Genomic DNA, 23,085 nt, shown 5'->3' with positions numbered 1-23,085 from the left:
GCTGGCAAGCCAGGCTCCCACAGGGTTTTGCATGAGGGCCCAATCATGTGCTCAACACAAAACCTGTGGGAGCCTGGCTTGCCAGCGATGAGGCCATCAGCCCCAGCGCAATCTCAGCTGAACTCCGCCACCGGCATCTGCCGCTTCATCAACACCTTGCCGCCGCGAATCGAATACAGCGGCAGGCCCTGGCTGCGGATCACTTCGTAGTCGCTGTCCGCCGAGAGAATCAGCAGGTTCGCCGGCCGGCCCTGTTCCAGTCCGTAGCGCTCGCCCAGGTGCATGGCTTTGGCGCTGTTGTCGGTGACCAGATCCAGCGCGCTTTGCAGGTTGCGATAACCGAGCATGTGGCAGATATGCAGACCGGCTTCAAGCACGCGCAAAATGTTGCCGTTACCCAGCGGATACCACGGGTCGACGATCGAATCCTGACCGAAACACACGTTCATGCCGGCTTCGAGCAGTTCGTTGACGCGGGTCACGCCCCGGCGTTTCGGGAAGTTGTCGAAACGTCCTTGCAGATGAATGCTTTCGGTCGGGCAGGAAACAAAACTGATCCCGGAATGGCCGAGCAGGCGGAACAGTTTGGCGCAGTAGGCATTGTCATAAGAACCCATCGCCGTGGTGTGGCTGGCGGTGACGCGGGCGCCCATGTCGCGGCTGCGCGCTTCTTCGGCAAGCACTTCGAGGAAACGTGAATGCGGATCGTCAGTCTCGTCGCAATGCACGTCGACCAGGCAGCCCGTGCGCTCGGCCAGGTCCATGAGGAACTTCACCGAGCTGACGCCCTGATCGCGGGTGTACTCGAAATGCGGAATGCCGCCGACCACGTCAGCGCCCATGCGGATCGCCTCTTCCATCAGCTCGCGCCCGTTGCGGAACGACTCGATGCCTTCCTGCGGGAACGCGACGATTTGCAGATCGATCAGGTGACGGCTTTCCTCGCGCACTTCGAGCATGGCTTTGAGCGCGGTGAGTTGCGGGTCGGTGACGTCAACGTGGGTGCGCACGTGCTGAATGCCGTGGGCGGCCAGGGCCTGAATGGTTTTCTTGGCGCGGACCTTGGTGTCTTCTTCGGTGATGGTGACCTTGCGCTCGCCCCAGCATTCAATGCCTTCGAACAGCGTGCCGCTCATGTTCCAGCGCGGCTCGCCGGCGGTGAGGGTGGCGTCGAGGTGGATGTGCGGCTCGACGAAGGGCGGCACCACCAGATTGCCGCCGGCATCGAGGTCATCCGGGCCGAGGGTCGGCGCTTCGGTCTGACGGGCGATGCTGTGGATCAGGCCGTCTTCGAGGTGCAATTCGTGCAGGCCTTCCTGGTTGCGCAGGCGGGCGTTGATGATGTGCATCAGGCAAATCCTTTTTATAGGTCTTGTAGTGGTGCGCTGACGCGACGCGCGCCCAGCACACCGGTGACGATGACATACGTTAGCGCGGCAGCGGCGATCCCTACCAGCGGCGCGACCCAGGGCGAGCTGAACGCAGCGACGGTTCCGACCCCGTAGGCCCCGAGGCCCGGCCAGTTGAACGCTGGCAACCGTGCGTCGGCCAGACGCGGATAGTGCCCGCGCCAGCGGTAGAAGAAGTCAGCCATGATCACCCCGCCAATCGGCGGAATCACCGTGCCGAGCAGGATGAGATACGGCACCAGCATGTCGTACATGCCCAGCAGGGCGAGCAGAGTGCCGATCACCGCGCCACCGAGGGTCACGGTCTTGCGCCGCCCGGTCCGCAGCAGGTTGCAGCCGGCCACGGCGAAGTTGTAGATGGTGTTGTCCTGCGTACTCCAGATGTTCAGCAACAGCATGGCCATCGCGGCCATGGCGAAGCCCTGCAACAGCAGCACTTCAACCACATCCGGCTGTTGATAGACGATCGCGCCGTACGCGCCGATCAGCACCATCAGGCCGTTGCCGATGAAAAAACCGATCAGGCTGGCCAGCACTGCCACTTTTGCCGAGCGCGAAAATCGCGTCCAGTTGGTGGCTTGCGTTGCGCCGCTGACGAAGGTACCGAACACCAGGGTGATCGCTGTCGACCAGTCCAGCGAACCGGTCGGCACCACGCTGAGCAAGCCTTCGAAGCCACCGACTTTCACGGTCGCTGCCCACATCGACAGCATCAGCAGCAACATCATCGCTGGCACCGCGATGTACGAGAGAATTTCCAGTCCGCGATAACCGATGTACGCCGTAGCGCAGAAACCCAGACCGAACAGCACCATCAGGACCAGCACGGTGCTTTCATCGAGATTGAAATACTTGCCGATCACCACCGCCGCCGTCGCCGTGCCCCACGCGTACCAACCAATCTGGGTGAAGCCGAGAATCAGATCGCTGAGCTTGCTGCCGACCTCGCCAAAACAGAAACGCCCCATCAGCACAGAATTGAGGCCGCTCTTGAAGGCGATGTAACCCAGCCCTGCCGCGTAAAGGCCCAGCAGCAGATTGCCAACAATGATCACCGCCATCATCTCGGCGAAACCGAACGCGACCCCGAGCTTGCCGCCGGCAAACATGGTCGCAGTGAAAAACGTGAAGCCCAGTAACACCATCGCCGTCGAGGCCAGGCCTTTGCGCGCGTGCATGGGGACTTCACTGAGCGGGTAATCGTTGCCGGAGGCGTTCTGCGTCATGGGGCAGTCCTTGCTGGAAGGGGAAGACGCAGAAGGGTTGCAGCGGTCGTGCCAAGCGGCGCAAGTGACCGAATGTGGAGACGCGACTGGGGTTTTCAGCGCAAAAGCAGTGCACTGAAAGCACCAGGAGCCCAATGTGGGAGCGAGCCTGCTCGCGAATACGGAGTGTCAGTCACCGAATAAATTGACTGGAACGACGCTTTCGCGAGCAGGCTCGCTCCCACAGGGGCGGGGAGATCTGTTGCTTATTCGCCGCGATAGATGCAGCCGCTGGTGCACGTCTCATGAATGCGGATCGCGCTGAGTTCCGGCAGCAACGGCTTCATCTCATTCCAGATGAATTTGGCCAGCACTTCGCTGGTCGGGTTTTCCAGGCCAGGAATGTCGTTCAGGTAGTTGTGGTCGAGGCGCTCATACAGCGGCTTGAAAATCGCTTTGATCTCGGAGAAATCGCGAATCCAGCCAGTGTGCGGGTCGAGGTCGCCGCTCAGGTGCAGCGCGACCTTGAATGAGTGGCCGTGCAGGCGGCCGCACTTGTGGCCGTCCGGGACGTGCGGCAGGCGGTGGGCGGATTCGAAAGTAAACTCTTTGAAGATTTCCACGGTATGACCTGTAGGGCTTGAATTTAGCGGGATCTGTTGAATTGTCAGTTGCTGGTGTACTGATCAATGTACTGATTGGTCGTTGCTGGGGTTCAAATCGAGCATCCACTGCGAGATAGCAGACTGACGCCAGGCGACCGAGTTGGGTCCTATTCTAACCTGTTTCGGAAAGGTGCCCTCCCTGATCCGGCGATAAACCGTGTTACGGCCAAGACCGGTTGTGTGAAGCACCTCGTCGAGGCGCAGGAAACGATCGATGTTTTCTGTCGCTGCCATTTGAAACTCCTCGCCGATTTCGGCTTGGCTTGAATTTATGCCGCGCGTGGCGGCAGAAGGTGGTTATTCGGGGTTGGCTGGGAACCACTCGGTGTCGTATTCGTGCTGAGTGACCCGCTCGATTTCGATGCTCGGGAGCTGGCGCCTGAATGTTTCGGTGCCGTAGGGCTTGGCAACGTATTCCGCTGCCTCTGCCATGAATGGTTCTTTGAAGATGCGGAGCAGGTGATTGGCGGCTTTCTCGAAGTCCTCCTCTCGGTAGTTGCCCACGCAACTACTGCCATTGCACACGCGCCAGATCGTGCGTCTAGGCAGCGCCTCGGCCGCTTTGATCTTCTCGGCCATCTGGTCGCGGGCGTAGCGCATCTGGTCCAGTGTCAGCGTGGCTACCCATGCGTCCGTGCCGATGCTCTGCTTATGTCCATGCTCACAAGTGATTTCGGGCATGCGAATTCCTCGCCCGCCGTACACCGGCAGGCTGTTGAGTTGGGGGAGGGGGTTACTGCGGAGCGACTGAAGCTCGGTGGGCTGCAATGAGCTTTTCTCGTTCCGCCTCGGCTCTCGGCCTGTCACACTCATGACAAATGGTGTTGCTGGCCGGAACCTTGCGGAATCGAGTCACCTCGATGGCGTGCCCGCATTCAAGGACGATGGCGCGATGGCGCTCTCGGTGTATGACAGATTTCTCTGTGTTCTTGGTCTTTGTCGACTTCACGACCCTATCGACCTCAATCCATGTTTCGCCAACGATCTTTCGGCGCGCATATGGGAATGTTTCAATTTTTTCTGCGGGCATGTGGCGTCCTATGCCGGGCCATGCCCGGGCGGTGGAGTGGGGGAGTTCAGAGTTGTTGCAGAAGGCGCCGGCCTATCCAGCGAACGACGGTAACCGCCTTGCTGTTGCCGATCGCCTTGTAGCGCGGCCCGTCCGGGCATTCGTCGGCGGGCTTGTTTCGCCACGGGATCTGCGTGTAGTCGTCGGGAAAACCCTGAAGGCGCTCGCACTCCTTCGGCATCAGCCTGCGAACAGAGAGCCCAATTTGAACGGCTTGAACTTCTGCCCTAGCCTCAAGCGTATAGGCGTGATCTGCCTGTACCCCTACGCCATCCGGCCCGCTTTGTGGATTCACCCGAATGGCTCCTGCCTGAATGGCGTGAGTGACGACGTTCGGCCCAAGAGCTGAGTTGGTGTTGTCCAGCTGCTTGCCGTAGTTGCTTGTTATGGTCTGCGCGACCTCTCGACAGAAGATTGCGTTTTCTTGGCCGCTATTCCTTCCGAGCGTGTGCGCCTGCTCGATCGCTACGCAAGGGTCTTGCGTGCCGTGAATGGCAATTACATGCGGGGTTCCGCCTGGGTCCGGTGCGTGATGGCCGGCCTGAACGGTGTGAGTCACATCGCCAGTGATCGATCCGTTCCTTAAGTCGACTGCCTGAAGGTATCCGCTACAGGCTTCGTCTGTTCCTGGAAAGCCACCTGCGCCAGTGCGACTTGCAATGGTTCCGGCAACTTCTTCCCCCTGGTTTCGGCTCGGCGCAGTATCCCGGCGCACGCCTTCTCGCTCAAAAAGTACTGTTGTGGGATCGAACCCGTCTCGAGCACTTGCGACAACGAACACACGGCGGCGTCGTTGGGCCAAGCCGAAATATTGGGCGTCCAGGATCCGCCACGCGATTGTTCTTTTGGGTCCATACACACAACCAGCGTCCGGCCATTTCTTCCCTGAAGGCTGCAGTTCGCAGTCTTCCCCAGCAAGCGCGCCAAGAAAGCATCCGAAGGCGTTGCCTTTGTCGCTGAGGACGCCGGGGACGTTTTCCCAGACGATGACGCAGGCCGGCTTTCGCTGGCCTGCTCGAACATAGTCAACTGCATCTGCGAGCTCCACGTATTTGATGGTGAGGGCGCCGCGCGGGTCCGTGAGGCCTTCGCGCATCCCGGCCACGCTGAAAGCCTGGCACGGTGTTCCGCCGACGAGTACGTCCGGTGCGGCGATCTTGCCGGCCAGCACCAGGGCCCCGAGCTTGGTCATGTCGCCGAGGTTCGGCGTGTTCGGGTAGTGGTGAGCCAGCACCGCGCTGGGGAACGCTTCGATCTCTGCGAACCAGGTCGCCCGCATGCCGAGCGGCTTCCATGCAAGCGTTGCCGCCTCGATGCCTGAGCAGACCGAGCCGTAAGTGATTTCCATAGGGGATCCTCGCCGGCTGGCGTGATTCGTAGAAGTGGGGTATTTGTGTTCGGCCTAAGTGATCAGGTTGACCAGGTCTTGCCGCTTACGACGTCCAGAATTGCCTGATCGCTAACGCCGTATTTCTTTGCCATAGCTGTCGATCCAAAATCCCTGCTGTACCGCTGGTAGCTTGCTCGGATTTCCGCAGCGTCGGCAGCGCACAGTGAAGAGTGCCCGTTGCCTTCGCCTTGATTTTGATGCTCGCGGCCCCTGGAGCGCATATCCGCCATGTTTTCGACCTGCGTGCCAAGCGAAAGATGGCTCGGGTTTATGCACAGAGGCGTATCGCAGGAGTGCATCACAATCATTCCCTCGGGGATATCGCCCTTGTGTAGCTGGTAGGAAACGCGGTGGCACCTTTGCTTCTGCCCATCAATTCGGATTTGGCCGTATTTCGACTTTCCGGATGTAGCGCCTTGCCAAAGCAGGCAGTCACCATCAACGATTGCTCGGTCATACAGTCGGTCATACAGGCTCGAAGAAACCTTCTTTGCCATCCTGGCCTCCTTGAAAAGCGAGGGCGCTATCGCGCCCATGAATGAAGGATTGAAGGATCAAATAAAGCGTCTGCGGACCGGGCGCGCAACGCGCTCGTTGAGCTTGACGTAGCCGTTGAGCCAGCCATCTTCAAAGTCCATGAGGTAGGCGCTGTGGGCGGAGAACTGCGAGCTGGTCCAGTGATAGCGCTTACTGAACACGTCCCTGTCGCCCAGCGTGATTTCCAGAAACGAAGCCTCACGACGGGACATCAGATGAAAGTCTTTGTGTCCTTCGCGCTCGAAGGCGGCGCAGAACTGAGCGGCGGGGTAGGAGTCATCGGCGCCGATCAGGTCGTCCGTGTTGGCTCGACCATCCCAGGCACTTTTGGCGCCGTTGAGTTCGTTGCCGTAGCCACCCCATTCAAAAACGCCTTCAGCATCCGCACCGGTCGGCACGATCAGGTAATAGGGTTTGCCGTCGCCCGGGAACAAACCGCCATTCACACCACCTTCGCCGGGCCAGATTTCACCTACAGCAGGGATGTCGCTTGCGGCAGCGGTCGGCGTGACGCCAATCGCCAGAGAAGCCAGCTTGAGCACCACCGATTCATCTGGGCTGCTGATCATCAGATCGCCACGGGTGTAGGTGGTCAGTTGATTCGTTTGCATTGGATGCTCCTGTGAACGAATTGGGCGCAGGCTGCCGGCGCTACCCGGCAAGCTTCTGGTCTGAGCGTCGTCCTGACACTCCCGGGAATCGCCTGCATAAAAGCAATGAAGGAATGAATTACTGAATAGGAAGGCTGCGGACCGGGCGCGCAACGCGCTCGTAGTGCTTGGCGTCGGAGTTGAGCCAGCCAACTCCAAAGCCCAGGCTGGAGGCGTTGTAGGCGGAGAACTGCGAACTCAGCCAGTGCCAGCGATCTTCGCGCAGGTCGACCAAGCCTTCGGCCTTCGCTGCCATCAACAGAGCGCCTTCGAGGTAGGACGGGATGTGCGCATCCAGCTCCAGTGCCTTGATGGCGATATCACTGCCAGCTTCGGCCATGGCGCTTGTATTGGCGGCGCCGTCACTGAGGCTCTTGGCGCCGGCAACGTCCTCGCCGTACTTCCCCCACGTGCCGATCAGTTCGTTGTCAAGCAGCACCAAGGCGCGCTCTTCGCCGTTCAGCCAGTAGCGGGTTACGAAGGTGCCACCGGCGAGCGGTTGACCGCGTTCTGGCAGTTCGGCGTCGACTACGGATTGCTGTGCATGTTGAGTCATGGTTTTCTCCGGGTATGCGCCGCCTTCCGTGACCGGTGGTGGCAATTTGGTTGGCTTGATTGATCGAATTGGGTTATTACAGAAGCTGGCCATGTAGCCGGAAAAAACAGGGCGGAGTAATGAAGATTCAGTTCAATAACAATGTTGTTATCGGTAGTAAATCGTTAATCAAAGCCCCGGACGACATGCCACTGGATTTTTCTGGATCTGGAAACAAGCTCTTCGAAGTAGAGAATGTTTTTGATTTTTACAGCAGAAGTAATCCCGAAGATCTTGGCTTGAAACCAGATGTTCCTCGCGAAAACCTTGAGAGTCTCGTATCTGGCCTTGTCGCGATTCGCGATGAACCAGTGGAGCGGAAAAGGGAATTGATCGATGGGTCTGGTATTGCAGCTTGGTTGAAAGCTGGCATAAGTTTGGCAGACCTAATGTCGATGCTGATCGCCCTTTGCGACAAAGCAGCGTGATGTGATTTCATCGTCTGCGGCTACGTCTCGATGCCCGTCGCGGCGAATGCCTCTAGTTGCCGCGACCACTTTTCCTTAATCAATAATTCCGGTCGCGACATAGTCACGAAACGTTCCGAATCACTAGCCGGCGCTGCGGCCAGATTGATGATGAACGTCGACACCGTCTCCTGCCATTCCTCGAAGCCGTGGCGCTCGGCGAGAACCCGAAGCGCATCATCAAGCGCTTTCGAAACAATCAGCGATCGCTTCTCTGCGCCGATCCGGTCGAGCAGCGCCTTCTCCTTGGCTCGCTTGTCCTTCTGCAATTGCGCGTTGCTCTTGGCCATGGCCTACCTCTTCAATTCCGCTGGCCGGCAAGTTCAGCCAATTCTGTCGTTTGCGTTGCTGGGTGCGAAAACGTCTCACGCTGCAACCTTCACCTGATGCCAGGCGCCGGCGGCGTAGAACAGCTTCGCGGCTTGTGCTTCATCCATCGATATCTCGTCGGGAATGGCAATCCAGCCTGACGCAACCAGATGGTTCGGGTTCGCGCTGTTGCGCAGCTCCAGGTAGTAATGCTCGATGGCATCGGTCAGGCGCTCGACCTTGTAAATACCCTCCGGCGAGATCTCCACCGACTTGATGTACTCGGCGCCGCGCTCGTCTCGACACATGGCGGCGATGTAGATCGTCCAGCGGTAGGAGAAGTCGAATATCGCGTTGGCGATCGCCAGACTGCGGATCTGCTTGCAGCTCTTCCAGTTCGCCATGATCTGGCTGCCGCTGGGGTCGATGTTCACCACAGCGACGTGGTTGGTGCGCAGCAGCGCCCGGCAGCTGCGTTCAGCCCGGGCGAAACCGTTGTTCGGTTTGCGTTTCGACTTCATAGCGAGTCCGCCATTTTGCGCAGTGCTTTGCGTTCGGCGGCCGATGTCAGCTTCGGCCGCCGCTTGAGGACCGTTTCAGGGTCTATTTTCTTCGAGCGGGGCGGTGGGAGTGGATTGCGCGGCGGACTTTTCAGTTGATCGATCCGCCCGCCAGCGGCCAGGTATTGCGCGATTCGCTCAGCGATCGACTCGGAGTCAGGTCGGTGCTGCTCGACGAGGTTGAGGTGGTTGCTGATCATGCTGGCCTCACTTGATCCGGATCGAACTGTCGCCGCGTTCCAAATGCGCATAGGCGGGCTCTTCGATCAGTTCGTGTTCTGCGTCTTCGCCGGCGGCCATGCGCTTGCGCACGGCTTCGTTGTGCTCGCGAATTTCCTTGAGCTTGGCGGCGATCGCGTTCTTGTCCGGGGCAATGCTGGTTTTCACGGATGTCAGTTCGTCTGGCACCGCGTCCTCGTTGTCGACGATTACCTTCTCCTTGCCCAGGGCCAAGGTGATGGTGAACAGCGGGCGTTTGATCGACTTGAGGTTGGCGGCTTCCATGTTCCGGCGCAGGTAATCGCTGATCTGCGCAACGCTGTTGGACTTGATGCGCTTGAGCTCGGTCAGCCGCTCAATCTCGGTGTCGATGGCGGTCACGTCGCTTTCAATGTTGCGGCGCAGCATGACGATGTTGTCGGCCTTTACCTCGAACTCACCTTGGATCTCGTCCATTGCGTGCTGAAGGGCCTCTTTCAGGCCCTCGTCGTCGGTGTCCGCCATCCCTTGAAGTTCGGCGAGCTTGCCGGTCAGCGCGTAGAGCTGGGTCATGCTGCAGTCTCCTGTTTTGGCTCAGAGAGCTTTTTCCATTCAAGGGAAATCCGGGCTGCGCCTTTCTCGTCCTTGCGCAGCGTGAGCTGGCGGACCGCGGTGTCGTGGATCTTCTTGAGTTCGTGCGGGGTTTTGGCGCCTTGCATGGTGTCGATGACCGACTTGATATAGTCGAGCCGGTCCTGCGCCTGCCGTGCAATCTCGGCATCCTTGTCGACAGCCTGCTCAATCGCTTCCTCTTCTTGGCGCTGCTGGACGTAATCGCGATCGTCGAACATGCCCAGGAATACGTCGGCGCTGAAACCGAGCATCGAAAGGGATTTTTTGATGGCGTCAGTGAGGGACTTCTTCGGCGCCTCGCCATCCGTGGTGGTGCCGAACTTCGATTTGTAGAGGTAGGGCGTACAGCCGTACTGCTCCAGCTCACCGCGCTCGCCGTCGATCTTGAACCAGAACAGGATTTTGACCGTGTGGTTCAGCTCGAATCCCAGGCTTGCGCGCTTGTCCCCTTCGCCAACAAACATCTCGGCGCCCTTGTCGAAACGCTCTTCGGTGACCTTCCAGCCGAAGCCAATGCCTACCGGGCCGAACACCTCGGTGGCCTTCATGATCATGGCCGTGCCGTTCAGGCTGGTGATTTGCTGGCCGCCGACCTTGGCGTCTTTGGTGAACCTGGTATCGGTTTTTTCAACCCGGTTCCAGATCTGCATGTTTTTATCGGACATGACTGTTCTCCGCGCCACCGGAGAGGGGCGCTGTGGGAGGGTTATTCTGTGGCTTTGCTGATGGCGGCGCGGAGCTCAAGGATCTCTCGGAACTCCATGTCCTCGGCTCGATCGCCAATGCCCGGAACGTAGTCAAAAGAGGCAATGAATTTCGCCCAGGCATCTACCGTTTTTTGTGCTGCGACCAGAAGGTCAGGCGCGGCAGCCATAATCCGCGCATCAGCTGTACGGCGGCAATAGTCTGCAAGGTCCAAATCAGTTGCTGACAGGACTATCGATGGCTCAAAAGAGGCGCCAATGATCTTGATAAAGCCGGGGTAATGCCCATCGACCACTTTCCACGGCCCGGGTGTGTGGCTTGATTCAGGCATGACAAAATCCTTGCCGCGACGTGCGCAGCGCTTGAAGTTGAAAGTCAGGAGGTGATGCGGTCGGCGAGGGCGCTGAGCAGCATCAAGAAGGTGTAGATCGCGAGGACCGGAAACGATCCGCGCCAGATGAGAACCCGGCGGGCCATCTGCCGGCCGGTCATCGGAATACTTGGTAGGTGGTGGAGCGCGGCACCTGGCACACGCCGGAGGAATCGCGAGCCGCGCTGTAAGCAGCCATAACCACCAGCAGGCCAGCGGCAAGACACCAGAACATGATTTTCATGGCCGAGTCCTCACAGCGATGCGTCCGCCTTTCATGGTCACCGACAGGCGCTGCGGGAGGCTGTCGACCAGATCCTCGCGCTTGCGGCCGATAACCTCGTTGAAGGGCAGGCCGAAGCCGAGTATCGCGATGCGGCGTCCGATTTCGTCGAGCTGCTCATCGACCAGTGATTTCACGATTGGGGTAGACATGACGACTCCTTGCGCCTGGCAACAATCTTGTTGAGGCGCCCGCAGTAGTGGTTGAATTCTTCGATGGTGATGCGCTCGTCGGTCATCATTTCGCTGATGGTCTTCTGAATCATCAGCGACCAACTGATCGGCGTTTCTGGGTGCTGCAAGATCTCCAACTCTTCGCCAATAAGGACGTGGGGACTCAAAACCCACACTCCTGCTCGACGAGATCGCTTTCGCGCTTGGTGTCGCGGTATTCGTTGGCGTGCACGGCAACCAAGTCGGCGGCGAGCGACCGAACGATTTGCGGGTCACCGCCGACGGCTTCAATGGCCCAAGTGTGCAGAACCCCGCCGTCTTGCCGCCTGATCAGTTCGATCAGGATTTTCTCGATGTACCGATCTGGGTCTGGGTTCGCAGCCATGTAATCCGCCAGCGCCTCCGGCAGGTGGTCTGCGTTGACCAGAACCTTACTTCGGCCTACTGGATTTGGTGCCTCGACGTGGCGCCGATAAAGCAGATCGTCGATCGACTCGGTCAACCATTCCTGACCTGCCTCCGTGTCGAGAAAGTCGTCTTCCGGGATGGGCTTGCGTAGAGCTGACATGGTCGTCTCCAGAGTGGCGGGGTGTTGATCCAACAAAACTCGGATGCACTCATCCGCTCCGCTGGTTGCCGTTGGGCGCGGAGGGGAGTGCATTCGGGGTTTGTCGGGGTAGGGTGGGTGCAGATGGCCGGAGCTGATCCCGGCATTACTATTAGCGGCCTTAGTGACACCGGAGTTTCACCGGGGCGAAGGTTTCAACCGCTTATTCTTGGACTCGCCGTGGCCATCTGGGCGCTTACTCACTCTACCGGCCACGATTCCCGCGATCCCTCAGGTCTTACACTTGCCCGTCAGCCCGGGCATTCATCTGCGTTTTGCGGTGATGCAGGTGGGCGGTTATAGGCCGCAGTTTCGTCCGCATCGATCTGCACTCAACCCAAGCTACTTATGGGCGGCCTGCCAGCCACGTTATGGCAGTAACGCTGAGTGCAGACCGATGCGCTCTCATAGAGAGGATCGGGCACAAAAAAGCCCGAAGTTATCGGGCTTGATTTGTTCAGTTATTTCTATCGCCTGCCGCTAGGCAGATCCATATAACGAACGAGTACATATTTGCCGCCACCCATGGCGAAATAGAGCCAGCCACGCTTGAGCTCCGGATCGTCCTCTGAGCTGCGGGCTTCGTTCCAACAGAAACCCGGCTCAATCTCAACGCCGCGATGTTCTTCGACAATCCTTACGACGTTCCACTCGCCGAACTCGCCTGCTTTGGCGATTAACCGCTCCATGAATTCGCTGGCTTCCACTTTGACCTCCAATCTGTTTTCGATGTGATCAGTATTGCATGTTCGATTTCCAATGCCGCCTCATCGAAGCGGCATCAGTAAATCTGCTCACCGTGACCCGCTGCTGGCGGCCGTCACTGGCTTGAATCTGATTTAGTGACCTGTTTTTACAGGGGCAGGCTCCCTGTTTCCTCGCTTTCCACAGTCGAGGGAAACCCATATGCTTCGACTTCCACAGTCGAAACAAGGAATGTAGTGATGGCGAATTACATGGTGCGGGTTGAGATTTTCAAAGCTGACAGTGAGGAATACGCAGACTTACATAAGGCTCTGGAAGCGCTTGGGCTCAAGAGAACAGTCCAAGGGGATAATGGGGTTCTCAGGATGCCGCCTGGCACCTATTACGGAGCAAACTCGCTGAGCACCTTTGAGCTGAGGGAGAAAGTTAAGGCTCTTGCCGCCCCTTTCTCCTACCCAGCAGATCCTTCAGTGTTTGTTTCAGAGTCAAGCGACTGGTCTGGCTGGCTTCGACCAGCCTGAGACGAGCTACCGCCCCCAGCGAACGCTCTGCCTTTAGGCATTTCGCTCACCCAGTAGGCCAGGTGGTTCGAAGCGATGGCGAAAGCCTCATCAAAAGTGACGCTTTCATCCGTCGCGATCTCCTGAACGATCTGGCGAAACCGCTCAATCTGCTCTTCGTTCATTTCCTTTCTCCGGTTTGATTTCCCTGATACCCCTCGCAAGAAGGGTATCGAGGAAATCTGTTTGTATCGCTCTCTTGCATAGGCCAACGGTCGCTTTCCCGTTGATGACTTTCAGCGCGACAGGGGATCAAGGTCCCAAGGCCAAACGCTTACTCACCACCACGCAGCCTCTCCAGCTACGCCCTCCGAATGAGGTCTCCTATGCCCAGCGCCGACATTAGGTCGAATCGCTGCGTACCGTTGCGCGGTACGTCCGCTGGCTATGCATCGGCCAGCTCGGCGTCCATCAGGTTTTTAAAGAGCGGTTGAAGCAGAAGGCCCTTTCGAGGCCCTTCGCAGTGGCTGTGTGTCGCTGCGATGGGTGTAAATTAGCAATCGCTAATTCATGCGTCAATAGCAAATGCTAAATTATTTGCGGATGGCAATCTCCCCTATCGGTAGGTCTCAACCTAAAGGTGGTTACATTTCGCTAAATGTCCGGCTATGATCGTCAGACCACTGTATGAATATACAGTCACAAAAAAGGAGAATTTTGAATGGCAAAGAAGCAGGCGAAACCAGCAGTACGCCAGGAGATGAGCGGGATCGAGCGGCTGGGCCTTAGGGTGTCGTCAATGATCAATCATCCGTTCGCGCAGGATCTGCGTTGCGTGACGATTCATCGACTGGACAGCGACGGTGATAGGGAGTGGGACGAGGTGATGGGCTTGCTGGCCGAAACGGACGGCATAGACATGACTTTCAACGACGACGAGTCGGTGACGCTGAAGTGGGAGGCGTCATCCGAAAATGATCATGAGGCCGAAGTGCCTGACGAGTTCATGAAGGTGGAGGAGGTCGCGCCATTCTGACGAGCATTAAAAAGCCCGCTTGTATGGCGGGCTTTGTGATTCAGGCGATGATTGTGCGTTGCTGACTCGCAGTTATGGCTTAAAGAGCCAGTCGCGCGATTCCGCATTCGCCCTTAGGATTTTCGCTTTCTTCTCGATTTCCTTCTTTTCGAACTCACTGAAATCGATCAGAACGTGCTCCGGAAACTCTTCCGGATCGGATAACGCCGGCAACCCCAGCGCTTGGCATTCGGCTGTAGTTATAGAAACTACGCCCGCCGATCGGCAATCTTCCCTGGCAGTGAAGTGAGCGTATGAAGCCTCTGGAGTGATCAATCCACCATCATAAGAAGAGAGCTTCTTGTCATCCTTCGGAGTCGGACGGAAAACTTGAGATGTAATTTTTCCGTCTTGCACAAAGCTTGGGTGAACCTGTCGCAGCAACTGAGTTTGATCGTCCATTACACTTCACCCTTTGCTGCTTTGGAAATGAAATCTATCAGCGAATCGACGTCAGCCCTGGCTTCGAGATTCAGCTCCATGTATGTGTCTGCACCATCCTTGATATTGAGGCCGTGCAGCTCAGCCGTTTTGTTCTGCGGAATAATTTCGAGGCTGAGATCCTGATTGCCGGTTCTCCATTCAAACTGGAAGCCACCTTCGGCAGTGGGATAAATAAATGGCGTGGGCAGAGTGGCTGGGTACTGATCTCTAAAAAATGACTCTATCCAGTCAAACTCTTCAGGGCTTGGGACCACGCCGCGACCGTCAAGCCAGCCGACTCGTAAAAGTCTGAGCTCATCCAGTCGTGCGAGCGGATCATTCGATTCGATGATCACAGCGTCCTCTATAAGGTCCAGGGAGTGAAGCTTTTCCGTGCGGTCGAATCGACCAACACCAGATACTGAAATTTTAAGCCCCTCACGAAACCCGCGCGTAGCTTCAAGGATAGTGTCGAGGTGTATTGCATCCATCTTCGCGGTAATCTTTTTGCCATCAGGCAGGAGCAGCTCAAAACTCATTTTCGCTTGGTCTATTTCAGGCACCAAGCCGCGGACGGTGACTTCATCCGTGAGAACCTGGTTCTGTGACGCTAGCAGAAGTCTTCGCCGGGTTAGTTTTGAGAGCCTAGCAGGTCTATCAGTTCCCGGTCGAAACTCCAATACCTCCCCATCACGCAAGCCTCTGCCGAATCTGTCGAAATATCCAAGCAGCGTTGCGGGTATATGTTCGGTGATCGGAGTGCCACGCTCGGCGGCGTCTATCGCATTACCAATCGACTGCACCGCCTGGAAAAAATAATCCTCATTGGCGGCAGCAAAAAGGCCCGCAGTAGGATCATTGTATTCAATCACGATGTTGGGGACAGCGCTTCCCTCTCCGACCGAGGACAGGTTTATCGACAAGTGATCCGTAAATCCCTTCGGCGTCCGAACCCGGCCATGCTGCTGAACAAATTTCCATTTAGCTACGGCCACCACGAACTCTTCCAGCGCTGCCAAGTCTTTTAGCAGCTCAAGTGGGATCGTGTGGTCATCAAATCTTGCGCCGACGAGTCGCGGTGCGACAAATGGCTTCTTCATATGACTTCCTTATCTCAGGTGATGGCTCGGTTTTCGCGGCGCGAGCACACCGCACGCTAAAAACTGCCAGGTGTCAGGCCTTGCGCCCATTCCAAATGAACAGGACCTTGGCGTGGATCGTCACGTCTTCGATCCGGGCGGTCTGGTTTTCGTAATGCTGGTTGTCCGAGATCAGGCGGTAATTGTCTTCGTCGAGGCGCATGACACGCTTGATGTATAGCTCCTGGTGCCAGGTCATCACATAAATTCCCTCGCCAACGAACTCCTTTATCCCGCGATCTACGATCACCAGATCCTTGTCATTGATCGTGCCTTCCATCGATTGGCCCCAGCCGGTGATCATGGCTAGCGCACCGGCTGAGGTGTACGTCACTCCCTTCTCGCGCAAGATCGCCTCACGCACCACAAGGTTGCGGACCGCCTCGTTGTACTCAGGCGGAACCTGGCCGTGGCCCATTGCGGCACGGATGTCGTATTGAGGGATCAGGATCTCGTCGTTCGTAGGTCGAAGATTGGAAAGATTCGCGGGCAGAAAATTTTCTGGCTGGCTGTCCGCTTCTTCGGCGGCCGCGACTATGCGTTCACGCGCTTCACTGGAGAAGCCTTTCACCTTAGCGAGCGATGCCTTCAGCTGGTCAATTGCAGAGAGCCCAGGCTTCGCCGATGCCGGCGCCGAGTCTGGCGCAGCAGGGCTGACCAAACTTCCAGCAGTCAAGCCGATCTTGTCTTCCAATGTAGCCGCAGCCTTCTCCCCGAGGTTTCTGTGCCCATTAAGTATTTGGGACAGATACGACGCATCCAAGCCGTGCTGATTGGCGAAATCTTTCTGCGAAGCCCCAGCCATTACTGCCTTCAGAGCCCGCACTCGTAGTTGATTTATATCCATCTGCAGATGATCGCTTCCGTTTAGCACTCAGTAAATTACGTTCTGCTATTGAATGCTGGATTAGCAGTTGCTAATCTGACGGCAATACGGAGGCGCACCCATGAATCTGCACGACTACATAAAGCCATTTGACAAGCAGTCCCTTGAGAACTTTGCAGCGAGCTGCGGCACGACTGTCGGGCAGCTCAAGCAGGTTGCCTACGGCTACCGGCGTCCGGGTGCTGCGCTCGCCATCAGCATTGAGCGCGAATCCTCCCGCTCGGTGATCTGCGAGGAAATGCGCCCGGATATCGACTGGGCATATCTACGCAGTTCCGAGCCAACTCAATCTGCCGCTTAAACCCAATTCATCAGCCAGGAGCATCGAAGCATGTACATGGACCCCAATCAAAAGCGCGCCATTCCGGTGAAGGTTCGTTTCGAACCAGTGCTTGATCGGATTCTGCGTAAAGCCGCGACCAAAACCCGTATGCAGCACGCCACCTACCTCTACGAAATCATCGAGTGGGCAGTGGCCAATGGCGTGATCGAGGAACTCATGCAGGACAAACAAGAAGATATCGCGGGCTGAAGCCCCTTTGGAGGGCCAAATGACCGTAGAGCTTGAAAGGCTGCCTCCGCAGACGCGGAAGAGGGTGGAGGAATTGATGCGCGTCAACGGCTGGAGCTTCAACCAGGCCATGAACGAAATGTTCGAGGCTGCGGTTGCCAGCGGCGCGCTATCGGTAGTGGGACGAAGGAAAGCACAGGTGCTTCATCTGGTGACCCCAATGAGGGCCTCTAGCAGGGACTCTTCGGGGTAACCCAGAGGGCCTCTGCCAAATCCGAGACGAAAAAAAGCCAGGTTCGTGGCCTGGCTCTCTTAAACATCTATGTGGGACCGATTATATGCAAACCCTCACAAACATCAATACCCCTTCGAATGTCGCGACACGTTTTGGTAGTTCTGAAAACGTGTCGCGTACTGTTATGTCTTCTCGCGAGATTGCAGAACTGACTGGTAAATCGCATGACAACGTCCTGCGGGATGCACGTCTTTTGGTTGCAGGGGGTGTCCTCAAAACTGAGGAGACCCCCTACATCCATCCTCAGAACGGTCAGAGGTATCCGGAATTCCTCTTAGATGAGCGTGACTCGCTCGTTTTGGTGTCAGGTTACGACGCCACGCTGCGCGCCCGGATTATCGACCGCTGGATGGAGCTTGAGTCGAAGGTCTCGCAGCCTCGCGAACTCTCCCGCATGGATCTTATCCAGCTCGCCTTCGAGGCAGAGCAGCAGCGTCTGCTGCTGACCATCCAGGTCGAAGCGCAGGCCTCGAAAATCCACTCCATGGAGAACCTGTTCAAGGAAGGGATGACCCACACTCAATTCTGCAAGGGCCTCAATGGGGTCAACGTCATGCAGGTGGGCAAATTCCTCGAGGGCCGGAACTGGCTCTACAACGAGAGCAAATCCGGCCTGCGCTTCCGTGTGGCGTCCTACGCCCGCGACAAGTACATGACCGAGCATCAGCACGAAGTCACTCCCCACGGCAAAGAGCCGTTCGTTTCCTTCACGCCAGTCCTGCTCAAGAAGGGCGCCGTGCGCCTGTACGACCTGTACCTGGCCGGCGAGCTGCCAATGAAGAAGACCTGGGACGGGCTGTTCACCCACGACAAAGCACTGAGGGCCGCGTAATGGCCGGGGACTGGATCAAAATGCGAATCGACCTTCAGACACATCCGAAAGTTTTCCGCATGGTGTCCGCATTGAAAGCGGACAGACTTCGGATCATTGGCGGACTGCACATTGCGTGGAGCATCTTCGACACCCATTCCGACGACGGCGTACTGCACGGTTACAGTGTCGATGCGATGGATGCCGTGGTGGGCTGGCCAGGTTTCACTCAGGCCATGATCGAAGTGGAGTGGGCGTCCGTGCAGGACGATGGAAGCCTTGTAATGCCTCGCTTTGACGAGCACAACGGCGCCAGTGCAAAGCGCCGAGCCAACGACAGCGAGCGCAAGCGTAACGACCGCAAAAACAACTCTGTCCGCAATGTGTCCGCAAGCGATGCGGACAAAACGCGGACCAGAGAAGAGAAGAGAAGAGAAGAGAAGAAAGAGCAAGATCAAAAGCATGGTGCTGGCGCACCCGCGAAGTCTGGCAAATTCGATCCCCTCACAGCCAAGCCCGAGAACGTGTCCGAAAAGGCGTGGGCCGACTGGTGCCAGCACCGCAAGGAAATCCGCAAGCCGCTGACCGCTAAGAGCTGTGAGCAGCAAGCCAAGGCCTTACTGGGCCATGCCGCGCCGGATCAGGTGCTCGCCACCTCGATCTCCAACGGCTGGACCGGCATCTTCCCGGACAAGGTCGCCAGCAACGTGCACCCGTTCCCGCAATCCCGCCACACCGGCTTCGCCGATCGCGATTACACGTCGGGACTGAAAATGCGGGAGGACGGCAGCTATGCGCTCTGAGCCAGTCCAATCAACCCCGGAACTGCCGCCGGGTACTCGCATCCAGCCTGCCGAGTGCGAAACCCACGGCGCGTACGAGCAGAAGGTCTATGCCGTGCTCGGCCGGGAGCTCAGAAGCAACTGCCCCGAATGCAGCCGTATTGCCCGCGAGAAGTCCGAAGCCGCTGAGCAGGCCAACAAGGCGATCGAGCTGCGCATGTCCCTCGCTCGCAAGCTGGGCGATGCGCTGATCCCGAAGCGTTTCGCTACTCGCGCCCTGGGCAACTACCAGGCCGAGAACGAAGGCCAGCGAAAAGCCCTCCGGTTCTGCCAGCACTACGTGCAGATCTTTGACGAGATCCTGAAGACCGGTCGCTGCATGGTTCTGATCGGCAAGCCCGGTACCGGGAAAACGCACCTCGGCGCAGGCATGGCCAACGAGCTGCTGCACAACACGTCTCGCACGGCCGTGTACCGCACTGTCGGCGCAATCCTTCAGGCAATCCGCTCAACGTACGACAAGCACAGCGAACGCAGCGAGGCCGAGATTCTGTCGAGCCTGATCGATCCCGATCTGCTGGTGCTGGACGAGGTCGGTGTGAGCAAGGAGCAGCCGAGCGACTTCGAGCTGACGACACTGTTCGCAATCATCAATGGCCGGTACGAGCAGGAGCGTCCCACTGTGGTGATCTCCAATCTCGAAGCCAGCCAGTTGCCGGCCGCAATGGGTGACCGCTGCGTCGACCGTTTGCGCGAGGGCGGAATGATCGTGGTCCCGTTCGACTGGGAATCGCAACGCGGCAAGGAGGGCTTCTGATGAGCAACCACCTCAAGTTCGTAAAGGTAACTCACACCACCACTGTTGCGATTGGTGATGACCGGTCTTTCACCGTGTCCCGCACTGAAAACGATGGCTACCAGCTGGAGTGGTGCAGCCGCGACGCATCGAACGGCGCTGCCGTGACCTGCACCAAGATCCAGGTCAGCGAAGAGGCCGCTATGGCAACCACCATGGGCCTTTCGAAAATCCTGATGGAAGTGGACGCCGAGCAGGCTGCAGCAGAACAGGAGGGCGACGAATGAGCCTAGCTTTTAAAGCCTCAAATCTCTTCTTCGCCTTGGCCAGTTTTGGCTCTGCAATGGTGATTGCGGTGTTCGCAGAGGATGCCGTTGGTTACGCACTGGTCGCTTGGAATTTGCTGGGTACAGCTCTGTGTATCTGGATGGGGAGGCTCTGCAAATGACCCCACTCCAACGCAGCACCGTACAAACCCTACAGGCCGAAGGATTCAAGGTCACACGTCACCAAAAAGACATGGTGCTCATGAGTTCAGGAGCAGATCACCGACTGGTCCGTACTGACGGCAGCCAACGTCGTGGCAATCATATTGAGCGGGGAGTGGGGCGATGAGTGATTTGAAGATGCGTGAAGAGTACGAGGCATGGGTTCTGAGCGAATACCCAAACCAGCACATGGGCAAATTTGCCGATGGTGAGTACCACAGCACCACGATTCAGTACTGCTGGCTTGCATGGCAGGCCGCGCGCCTTCCTGCCGGTGTCGTTTCAGCAACTGCATGGCGGGTAGTCGACGCCAAAGGCAAGCGGTTCACCGTTTACAACAAGGATCTGGCGATGGCTATCAGCGATGCGGGGCTGCACGTCGCCCCAATGTGTGACGTTCCGCCAGAGGGCTGGGAGTGCAGTCGCGTGTCCGGTCATGAAGGCCCGTGTGCTGCATTCGAGGTGGCGCAATGAATCTCTCGGCAGAAAACATCCAACAAATCCGCGAACTGGTGCGCAGTGGCTATCCGCTCAAAGCGCGTGATGCCAAGGACTTGCAGGGTCACAACGACCACCTCACCGAGCTTTTGGAGGCTCGCTTTCGGTTGATGCTGTCCGTGGAGATCGAGCGTGACCAGCTCAAGGCAGAGGTTGATTCGCTCACCAGAGAAGCCGACAGGCAATACACGACAATTGAAGCGTATCGCCATGACGCCGAGCGGTATCGGTTCCTTTGCGAAAAATTCGGCGAGACAAAGCTCCCGTGCGCGCTTGAGCGAATCCTTTCTGGCGATCTGTATGTGGCTGATGGCAAACCATCCATTGATCTGGCAATCGACACAGCCATGAGCAAGGCGGTGCAGCCATGACACTGGACACAATCGCTCTGTGGCTCGGTTACGGCTCAATGATCGTCGGCGGCGTGTTGCTGATCGCGGCAATGCTCTTTGTGGTCGGTTGCGCACTTGCCGCGCTCGCGAATAAGAATTTGCGAGCGCTGATCCGGATATACGACCTGAAGACTCTGCGCGCGACCATGCGGCAGCTTGAGGAAGATGGGAAGGTCAGCAAAAAGACAGGGGTGCAGTCATGAACGAGTTTGCAATCCGCAGCCAGCGCGACATCAGCCGTCTCATGGGCGTTCTGCATGCAACCGACTTCACCAAGCCGAAGATCGTGGTCATCAAGGACGAGAAACGACCGGACGTCTGCAACCGCAAGATGTGGGCAATGCTCAAGGACGTATCCGAGCAAGTGGTATGGCACGGCAAGAAGCTGACCAGCGAAGACTGGAAGTGCCTTTTCAGTGCCTCGCTGGAGAAGCAGCGCGCGGAGCCAGGCCTCGACGGTGGCTTCGTGGTGATGGCCGTCTCGACCCGCAAGCAATCCCAGAAGTGGTTCAGCGATCTGTTCGAGCTGATGCACGCCTTCGGCGCCGAGCATGACGTGCGCTGGACTGAGCAGGACAAGTGGGGAGGGCGGTATTGATGCGCACTGCCCTCAAGGATGTGAAGCAGAAAACCTGCAAGGCCTGCGGCGAGAAATTCGCGCCGATGTTCAACACCACGCAGGTGGTGTGTAGCCCGAAATGCGCGCTGGCTCACGCGCCGGCAAACACCGAGAAAGCCCGCAAGGCGATCAACCAGCGCGATCGCCGTGAGATTCAGGTGCGGAAGGAGAAGCTGAAGAGCAGGGCGGATCACCTGCGCGAGGCCCAGGCCGCAGTGAACGAATACGTCCGCCTGCGTGACGCGCACCTGCCTTGCATCAGCTGCGACTCGATGCCGAACGACAACGACTTGATGACGGGCAGCCGCTGGGACGCTGGCCACTACCGATCTGTCGGCGCCTGTCCGGAGCTGCGCTTTGAGCCGCTGAACATCCACCGCCAGTGCGTGAAGTGCAACCGCAATCTGTCCGGCAACGCGGTCGAGTACCGCATCCGGTTGGTGCAGCGCATCGGCGCCGAAACCGTTACTTGGCTGGAAGGGCCTCATGAGCCCCGCAAGTACACCGTCGAAGAAATCAAAACCATCAAGGCCGAATACCGGGCCAAGACCCGCGAACTGAAGAAGGGGCAGGCAGCATGAATTACCACAACGTGATTTCAGCAGTAGTCCGGGCCTTGGCTGCCGAGACGATCAACAGTTCCGGCGGATGCAACGTCGAGCCCCGGGTGCAGGCCAGTAAGCTCAAGGGCGAGATATCCGGGAAGGATGCCGCGCTGTTGGCTGACTGTATCGTGCACAAGCTCCTGCACGCCCAGCTTTCCCAGCGGCACTGGAACGCCCTGGTGGCGAAGTACAGCACGCACCGTGGCCGCAAGATCGATTCCATCGGCCGGCTGGTCGCCGTGGTGAAAACCCCAGCACCTCAGCGCTTCACGCAGCAGGCTGTCTTGGTGTGGGCGGTACCGCAGCAGGTGAAGGGCATTCAGCGAGCGGTAACCCAGATCAAGGCGCCGAAACACCGGGAGAACAAGGAAAAGGGGCAGTGGGATTGGCGCAACGCGGCAGCAGATGCTGACGTCGCCCGGGCCAACAGGCATGCGCGCGCAGTAGCAGAGGACAAGCCCGGTGAGATGATCGTCCTGGCCGACTCGAACTACGACATGACGAGCTGGGATTCCCAAGGACTTACAGAGCGCACTTACCAGCGGTGGAACAAGGCCATCAAGGACGGCTTGGAGTCACTTGTGAACGAGGCTCTGGTCGAGGCGCAACACATGCTTGAAGCAGTCGGAGTGCTGGAAGGCGAAGCGGCATAAAATAGTCCCTCAAAAGGGCTTGCAATGTCATGTCGCCATGTCGCATTATTCACCCATCCTGTCATTCCTGCGTGTGTAGGAC

At 57.8% G+C, this 23,085-nt stretch carries 39 protein-coding genes; 15 read left to right on the top strand and 24 right to left on the bottom strand.

The genetic code is table 11. The features are described from left to right. Positions 1–113: 113 nt before the first annotated feature. From codA to FEE99_RS22585, 9 genes are all read right to left on the bottom strand, one after another. Complete coding sequence (codA, locus tag FEE99_RS22625) at positions 114–1,349, bottom strand: cytosine deaminase (RefSeq protein ID WP_143978979.1); 1,236 nt, start codon at positions 1,347–1,349, stop codon at positions 114–116. A gap of 14 nt (positions 1,350–1,363) precedes the next feature. Then, positions 1,364–2,635, bottom strand: coding sequence for a cytosine permease (gene codB, locus FEE99_RS22620; protein WP_041477240.1), 1,272 nt, complete (start codon positions 2,633–2,635; stop codon positions 1,364–1,366). Positions 2,636–2,880: 245 nt separating this feature from the next. Next, positions 2,881–3,237, bottom strand: coding sequence for a 6-carboxytetrahydropterin synthase QueD (gene queD / locus FEE99_RS22615; RefSeq protein ID WP_007915588.1), 357 nt, complete (start codon positions 3,235–3,237; stop codon positions 2,881–2,883). A gap of 63 nt (positions 3,238–3,300) precedes the next feature. Continuing rightward, positions 3,301–3,513, bottom strand: a complete 213-nt coding sequence (locus FEE99_RS22610) for a helix-turn-helix transcriptional regulator (protein ID WP_024013576.1) — start codon at positions 3,511–3,513, stop codon at positions 3,301–3,303. Between the two features lie 63 nt (positions 3,514–3,576). Further along, positions 3,577–3,960 carry a hypothetical protein gene (locus tag FEE99_RS22605; protein WP_143978978.1) on the bottom strand — a complete coding sequence of 128 codons (384 nt, stop codon included), beginning with the start codon at positions 3,958–3,960 and terminating at the stop codon, positions 3,577–3,579. 395 nt (positions 3,961–4,355) lie between these two features. Beyond that, complete coding sequence (locus FEE99_RS22600; RefSeq protein ID WP_143978977.1) at positions 4,356–5,696, bottom strand: DNA cytosine methyltransferase; 1,341 nt, start codon at positions 5,694–5,696, stop codon at positions 4,356–4,358. Positions 5,697–5,758: 62 nt separating this feature from the next. Beyond that, the gene (locus FEE99_RS22595) at positions 5,759–6,235 is read right to left on the bottom strand and encodes an HNH endonuclease signature motif containing protein (protein ID WP_143978976.1); all 477 of its coding nucleotides are present in this window, start codon (positions 6,233–6,235) and stop codon (positions 5,759–5,761) included. A 57-nt stretch (positions 6,236–6,292) separates the two neighbouring features. Beyond that, a complete protein-coding gene (locus FEE99_RS22590) occupies positions 6,293–6,886 on the bottom strand; it encodes a DUF1566 domain-containing protein (protein ID WP_064361096.1) in 594 nt (197 codons plus the stop codon). Positions 6,887–7,004: 118 nt separating this feature from the next. Continuing rightward, positions 7,005–7,481 carry a hypothetical protein gene (locus FEE99_RS22585; RefSeq protein WP_064361218.1) on the bottom strand — a complete coding sequence of 159 codons (477 nt, stop codon included), beginning with the start codon at positions 7,479–7,481 and terminating at the stop codon, positions 7,005–7,007. 119 nt (positions 7,482–7,600) lie between these two features. On the opposite strand from FEE99_RS22585, the gene FEE99_RS22580 reads away from it, so the two are divergent. Further along, positions 7,601–7,948 carry a hypothetical protein gene (locus FEE99_RS22580; protein WP_143978975.1) on the top strand — a complete coding sequence of 116 codons (348 nt, stop codon included), beginning with the start codon at positions 7,601–7,603 and terminating at the stop codon, positions 7,946–7,948. A gap of 20 nt (positions 7,949–7,968) precedes the next feature. On the opposite strand, the gene FEE99_RS22575 is transcribed toward FEE99_RS22580, so the two are convergent. The 12 genes from FEE99_RS22575 to FEE99_RS22520 form a co-directional block, all read right to left on the bottom strand. Then, positions 7,969–8,277 carry a hypothetical protein gene (locus FEE99_RS22575; protein ID WP_064361099.1) on the bottom strand — a complete coding sequence of 103 codons (309 nt, stop codon included), beginning with the start codon at positions 8,275–8,277 and terminating at the stop codon, positions 7,969–7,971. Between the two features lie 75 nt (positions 8,278–8,352). Further along, positions 8,353–8,817: a hypothetical protein gene (locus FEE99_RS22570; RefSeq protein WP_047301322.1), complete on the bottom strand. Its 465-nt coding sequence runs from the start codon at positions 8,815–8,817 to the stop codon at positions 8,353–8,355. Continuing rightward, complete coding sequence (locus tag FEE99_RS22565; RefSeq protein ID WP_064361100.1) at positions 8,814–9,056, bottom strand: hypothetical protein; 243 nt, start codon at positions 9,054–9,056, stop codon at positions 8,814–8,816. Before FEE99_RS22565 ends, FEE99_RS22570 begins: the two co-directional genes overlap by 4 nt. Positions 9,057–9,063: 7 nt before the next feature. Further along, complete coding sequence (locus FEE99_RS22560; protein WP_064361101.1) at positions 9,064–9,627, bottom strand: siphovirus Gp157 family protein; 564 nt, start codon at positions 9,625–9,627, stop codon at positions 9,064–9,066. Beyond that, positions 9,624–10,352: a hypothetical protein gene (locus FEE99_RS22555; protein ID WP_064361102.1), complete on the bottom strand. Its 729-nt coding sequence runs from the start codon at positions 10,350–10,352 to the stop codon at positions 9,624–9,626. Before FEE99_RS22555 ends, FEE99_RS22560 begins: the two co-directional genes overlap by 4 nt. A gap of 41 nt (positions 10,353–10,393) precedes the next feature. Continuing rightward, entirely contained in the window at positions 10,394–10,723 is a 330-nt protein-coding gene (locus FEE99_RS22550; protein ID WP_064361103.1) for a hypothetical protein, read from the bottom strand. A gap of 157 nt (positions 10,724–10,880) precedes the next feature. After that, positions 10,881–11,006, bottom strand: a complete 126-nt coding sequence (locus FEE99_RS22545) for a hypothetical protein (protein WP_256675347.1) — start codon at positions 11,004–11,006, stop codon at positions 10,881–10,883. Then, on the bottom strand, positions 11,003–11,197 hold the full coding sequence (locus FEE99_RS22540) for a hypothetical protein (protein WP_143978974.1): 195 nt from the start codon (positions 11,195–11,197) through the stop codon (positions 11,003–11,005). The genes FEE99_RS22545 and FEE99_RS22540 overlap by 4 nt, the downstream gene beginning before the upstream one ends. Then, on the bottom strand, positions 11,179–11,385 hold the full coding sequence (locus tag FEE99_RS22535) for a hypothetical protein (RefSeq protein ID WP_064361105.1): 207 nt from the start codon (positions 11,383–11,385) through the stop codon (positions 11,179–11,181). The genes FEE99_RS22540 and FEE99_RS22535 overlap by 19 nt, the downstream gene beginning before the upstream one ends. After that, on the bottom strand, positions 11,382–11,786 hold the full coding sequence (locus FEE99_RS22530) for a hypothetical protein (protein WP_064361106.1): 405 nt from the start codon (positions 11,784–11,786) through the stop codon (positions 11,382–11,384). The genes FEE99_RS22535 and FEE99_RS22530 overlap by 4 nt, the downstream gene beginning before the upstream one ends. A 506-nt stretch (positions 11,787–12,292) precedes the next feature. Beyond that, the gene (locus FEE99_RS22525; RefSeq protein ID WP_143978973.1) at positions 12,293–12,532 is read right to left on the bottom strand and encodes a hypothetical protein; all 240 of its coding nucleotides are present in this window, start codon (positions 12,530–12,532) and stop codon (positions 12,293–12,295) included. A 449-nt stretch (positions 12,533–12,981) separates the two neighbouring features. Beyond that, the gene (locus tag FEE99_RS22520; RefSeq protein WP_143978972.1) at positions 12,982–13,215 is read right to left on the bottom strand and encodes a hypothetical protein; all 234 of its coding nucleotides are present in this window, start codon (positions 13,213–13,215) and stop codon (positions 12,982–12,984) included. A gap of 536 nt (positions 13,216–13,751) precedes the next feature. On the opposite strand from FEE99_RS22520, the gene FEE99_RS22515 reads away from it, so the two are divergent. Next, positions 13,752–14,066, top strand: coding sequence for a DUF1654 domain-containing protein (locus FEE99_RS22515; protein WP_064361108.1), 315 nt, complete (start codon positions 13,752–13,754; stop codon positions 14,064–14,066). Between the two features lie 72 nt (positions 14,067–14,138). On the opposite strand, the gene FEE99_RS22510 is transcribed toward FEE99_RS22515, so the two are convergent. The 3 genes from FEE99_RS22510 to FEE99_RS22500 all read right to left on the bottom strand — a co-directional run bounded on the left by FEE99_RS22510 (position 14,139) and on the right by FEE99_RS22500 (position 16,472). Beyond that, a complete protein-coding gene (locus FEE99_RS22510; protein WP_064361109.1) occupies positions 14,139–14,507 on the bottom strand; it encodes a hypothetical protein in 369 nt (122 codons plus the stop codon). Then, complete coding sequence (locus FEE99_RS22505) at positions 14,507–15,628, bottom strand: hypothetical protein (RefSeq protein ID WP_064361110.1); 1,122 nt, start codon at positions 15,626–15,628, stop codon at positions 14,507–14,509. Before FEE99_RS22505 ends, FEE99_RS22510 begins: the two co-directional genes overlap by 1 nt. A gap of 73 nt (positions 15,629–15,701) precedes the next feature. Next, entirely contained in the window at positions 15,702–16,472 is a 771-nt protein-coding gene (locus FEE99_RS22500; RefSeq protein ID WP_237143816.1) for a S24 family peptidase, read from the bottom strand. Positions 16,473–16,614: 142 nt separating this feature from the next. On the opposite strand from FEE99_RS22500, the gene FEE99_RS22495 reads away from it, so the two are divergent. From FEE99_RS22495 to FEE99_RS22435, 13 genes are all read left to right on the top strand, one after another. Next, the gene (locus FEE99_RS22495; RefSeq protein ID WP_064361111.1) at positions 16,615–16,854 is read left to right on the top strand and encodes a transcriptional regulator; all 240 of its coding nucleotides are present in this window, start codon (positions 16,615–16,617) and stop codon (positions 16,852–16,854) included. A 30-nt stretch (positions 16,855–16,884) separates the two neighbouring features. Continuing rightward, positions 16,885–17,085, top strand: coding sequence for a hypothetical protein (locus tag FEE99_RS22490; RefSeq protein ID WP_039012569.1), 201 nt, complete (start codon positions 16,885–16,887; stop codon positions 17,083–17,085). A 317-nt stretch (positions 17,086–17,402) separates the two neighbouring features. After that, on the top strand, positions 17,403–18,191 hold the full coding sequence (locus FEE99_RS22485; RefSeq protein WP_143978971.1) for a Rha family transcriptional regulator: 789 nt from the start codon (positions 17,403–17,405) through the stop codon (positions 18,189–18,191). Then, positions 18,191–18,973, top strand: coding sequence for a hypothetical protein (locus FEE99_RS22480; protein WP_083352052.1), 783 nt, complete (start codon positions 18,191–18,193; stop codon positions 18,971–18,973). The genes FEE99_RS22485 and FEE99_RS22480 overlap by 1 nt, the downstream gene beginning before the upstream one ends. Beyond that, the gene (locus FEE99_RS22475) at positions 18,963–19,769 is read left to right on the top strand and encodes an ATP-binding protein (RefSeq protein WP_143978970.1); all 807 of its coding nucleotides are present in this window, start codon (positions 18,963–18,965) and stop codon (positions 19,767–19,769) included. The genes FEE99_RS22480 and FEE99_RS22475 overlap by 11 nt, the downstream gene beginning before the upstream one ends. Further along, complete coding sequence (locus tag FEE99_RS22470; RefSeq protein ID WP_064361116.1) at positions 19,769–20,035, top strand: hypothetical protein; 267 nt, start codon at positions 19,769–19,771, stop codon at positions 20,033–20,035. The genes FEE99_RS22475 and FEE99_RS22470 overlap by 1 nt, the downstream gene beginning before the upstream one ends. Continuing rightward, positions 20,032–20,196 (top strand): hypothetical protein, encoded by a 165-nt coding sequence (locus FEE99_RS22465; protein WP_156497534.1) that lies wholly within the window; start codon positions 20,032–20,034, stop codon positions 20,194–20,196. Before FEE99_RS22470 ends, FEE99_RS22465 begins: the two co-directional genes overlap by 4 nt. A 163-nt stretch (positions 20,197–20,359) precedes the next feature. Then, positions 20,360–20,710, top strand: a complete 351-nt coding sequence (locus tag FEE99_RS22460) for a hypothetical protein (RefSeq protein ID WP_064361117.1) — start codon at positions 20,360–20,362, stop codon at positions 20,708–20,710. Further along, positions 20,707–21,105, top strand: a complete 399-nt coding sequence (locus FEE99_RS22455; RefSeq protein ID WP_064361118.1) for a hypothetical protein — start codon at positions 20,707–20,709, stop codon at positions 21,103–21,105. The genes FEE99_RS22460 and FEE99_RS22455 overlap by 4 nt, the downstream gene beginning before the upstream one ends. Beyond that, positions 21,102–21,329, top strand: a complete 228-nt coding sequence (locus FEE99_RS22450; protein ID WP_064361119.1) for a hypothetical protein — start codon at positions 21,102–21,104, stop codon at positions 21,327–21,329. The genes FEE99_RS22455 and FEE99_RS22450 overlap by 4 nt, the downstream gene beginning before the upstream one ends. Continuing rightward, entirely contained in the window at positions 21,326–21,724 is a 399-nt protein-coding gene (locus tag FEE99_RS22445; RefSeq protein WP_064361207.1) for a recombination protein NinB, read from the top strand. Before FEE99_RS22450 ends, FEE99_RS22445 begins: the two co-directional genes overlap by 4 nt. Further along, a complete protein-coding gene (locus FEE99_RS22440) occupies positions 21,724–22,326 on the top strand; it encodes a recombination protein NinG (RefSeq protein ID WP_143978969.1) in 603 nt (200 codons plus the stop codon). Before FEE99_RS22445 ends, FEE99_RS22440 begins: the two co-directional genes overlap by 1 nt. Continuing rightward, the gene (locus FEE99_RS22435) at positions 22,323–23,003 is read left to right on the top strand and encodes a hypothetical protein (RefSeq protein ID WP_143978968.1); all 681 of its coding nucleotides are present in this window, start codon (positions 22,323–22,325) and stop codon (positions 23,001–23,003) included. The genes FEE99_RS22440 and FEE99_RS22435 overlap by 4 nt, the downstream gene beginning before the upstream one ends. Positions 23,004–23,085: the final 82 nt, after the last annotated feature.

This window comes from Pseudomonas sp. ef1 (assembly GCF_007293365.2).
Classification (GTDB): domain Bacteria; phylum Pseudomonadota; class Gammaproteobacteria; order Pseudomonadales; family Pseudomonadaceae; genus Aquipseudomonas; species Aquipseudomonas siliginis.
The sequence above is the reverse complement of the archived record's forward strand: the minus strand, read 5'-3'. Positions and strand labels throughout refer to the sequence as shown.

Coding starts and splice junctions, on each gene's coding strand:
- FEE99_RS22485 (WP_143978971.1), top strand. CDS start 17,403: ATGCAAACCCTCACAAACATCAATACCCCTTCGAATGTCGCGACACGT.
- codB (WP_041477240.1), bottom strand. CDS start 2,635: ATGACGCAGAACGCCTCCGGCAACGATTACCCGCTCAGTGAAGTCCCC.
- FEE99_RS22460 (WP_064361117.1), top strand. CDS start 20,360: ATGAGTGATTTGAAGATGCGTGAAGAGTACGAGGCATGGGTTCTGAGC.
- FEE99_RS22585 (WP_064361218.1), bottom strand. CDS start 7,481: ATGACTCAACATGCACAGCAATCCGTAGTCGACGCCGAACTGCCAGAA.
- FEE99_RS22500 (WP_237143816.1), bottom strand. CDS start 16,472: ATGGCTGGGGCTTCGCAGAAAGATTTCGCCAATCAGCACGGCTTGGAT.
- codA (WP_143978979.1), bottom strand. CDS start 1,349: ATGCACATCATCAACGCCCGCCTGCGCAACCAGGAAGGCCTGCACGAA.
- FEE99_RS22570 (WP_047301322.1), bottom strand. CDS start 8,817: ATGAAGTCGAAACGCAAACCGAACAACGGTTTCGCCCGGGCTGAACGC.
- FEE99_RS22545 (WP_256675347.1), bottom strand. CDS start 11,006: ATGAAAATCATGTTCTGGTGTCTTGCCGCTGGCCTGCTGGTGGTTATG.
- FEE99_RS22455 (WP_064361118.1), top strand. CDS start 20,707: ATGAATCTCTCGGCAGAAAACATCCAACAAATCCGCGAACTGGTGCGC.
- FEE99_RS22605 (WP_143978978.1), bottom strand. CDS start 3,960: ATGCCCGAAATCACTTGTGAGCATGGACATAAGCAGAGCATCGGCACG.
- FEE99_RS22480 (WP_083352052.1), top strand. CDS start 18,191: ATGGCCGGGGACTGGATCAAAATGCGAATCGACCTTCAGACACATCCG.
- FEE99_RS22595 (WP_143978976.1), bottom strand. CDS start 6,235: ATGGCAAAGAAGGTTTCTTCGAGCCTGTATGACCGACTGTATGACCGA.
- FEE99_RS22565 (WP_064361100.1), bottom strand. CDS start 9,056: ATGATCAGCAACCACCTCAACCTCGTCGAGCAGCACCGACCTGACTCC.
- FEE99_RS22575 (WP_064361099.1), bottom strand. CDS start 8,277: ATGGCCAAGAGCAACGCGCAATTGCAGAAGGACAAGCGAGCCAAGGAG.
- FEE99_RS22550 (WP_064361103.1), bottom strand. CDS start 10,723: ATGCCTGAATCAAGCCACACACCCGGGCCGTGGAAAGTGGTCGATGGG.
- FEE99_RS22515 (WP_064361108.1), top strand. CDS start 13,752: ATGGCAAAGAAGCAGGCGAAACCAGCAGTACGCCAGGAGATGAGCGGG.
- FEE99_RS22470 (WP_064361116.1), top strand. CDS start 19,769: ATGAGCAACCACCTCAAGTTCGTAAAGGTAACTCACACCACCACTGTT.
- FEE99_RS22555 (WP_064361102.1), bottom strand. CDS start 10,352: ATGTCCGATAAAAACATGCAGATCTGGAACCGGGTTGAAAAAACCGAT.
- FEE99_RS22465 (WP_156497534.1), top strand. CDS start 20,032: ATGAGCCTAGCTTTTAAAGCCTCAAATCTCTTCTTCGCCTTGGCCAGT.
- FEE99_RS22590 (WP_064361096.1), bottom strand. CDS start 6,886: ATGCAAACGAATCAACTGACCACCTACACCCGTGGCGATCTGATGATC.
- FEE99_RS22490 (WP_039012569.1), top strand. CDS start 16,885: ATGTACATGGACCCCAATCAAAAGCGCGCCATTCCGGTGAAGGTTCGT.
- FEE99_RS22520 (WP_143978972.1), bottom strand. CDS start 13,215: ATGAACGAAGAGCAGATTGAGCGGTTTCGCCAGATCGTTCAGGAGATC.
- FEE99_RS22510 (WP_064361109.1), bottom strand. CDS start 14,507: ATGGACGATCAAACTCAGTTGCTGCGACAGGTTCACCCAAGCTTTGTG.
- FEE99_RS22450 (WP_064361119.1), top strand. CDS start 21,102: ATGACACTGGACACAATCGCTCTGTGGCTCGGTTACGGCTCAATGATC.
- FEE99_RS22530 (WP_064361106.1), bottom strand. CDS start 11,786: ATGTCAGCTCTACGCAAGCCCATCCCGGAAGACGACTTTCTCGACACG.
- FEE99_RS22475 (WP_143978970.1), top strand. CDS start 18,963: ATGCGCTCTGAGCCAGTCCAATCAACCCCGGAACTGCCGCCGGGTACT.
- FEE99_RS22600 (WP_143978977.1), bottom strand. CDS start 5,696: ATGGAAATCACTTACGGCTCGGTCTGCTCAGGCATCGAGGCGGCAACG.
- FEE99_RS22505 (WP_064361110.1), bottom strand. CDS start 15,628: ATGAAGAAGCCATTTGTCGCACCGCGACTCGTCGGCGCAAGATTTGAT.
- FEE99_RS22435 (WP_143978968.1), top strand. CDS start 22,323: ATGAATTACCACAACGTGATTTCAGCAGTAGTCCGGGCCTTGGCTGCC.
- FEE99_RS22495 (WP_064361111.1), top strand. CDS start 16,615: ATGAATCTGCACGACTACATAAAGCCATTTGACAAGCAGTCCCTTGAG.
- FEE99_RS22580 (WP_143978975.1), top strand. CDS start 7,601: ATGAAGATTCAGTTCAATAACAATGTTGTTATCGGTAGTAAATCGTTA.
- FEE99_RS22560 (WP_064361101.1), bottom strand. CDS start 9,627: ATGACCCAGCTCTACGCGCTGACCGGCAAGCTCGCCGAACTTCAAGGG.
- FEE99_RS22440 (WP_143978969.1), top strand. CDS start 21,724: ATGCGCACTGCCCTCAAGGATGTGAAGCAGAAAACCTGCAAGGCCTGC.
- FEE99_RS22610 (WP_024013576.1), bottom strand. CDS start 3,513: ATGGCAGCGACAGAAAACATCGATCGTTTCCTGCGCCTCGACGAGGTG.
- FEE99_RS22540 (WP_143978974.1), bottom strand. CDS start 11,197: ATGTCTACCCCAATCGTGAAATCACTGGTCGATGAGCAGCTCGACGAA.
- FEE99_RS22445 (WP_064361207.1), top strand. CDS start 21,326: ATGAACGAGTTTGCAATCCGCAGCCAGCGCGACATCAGCCGTCTCATG.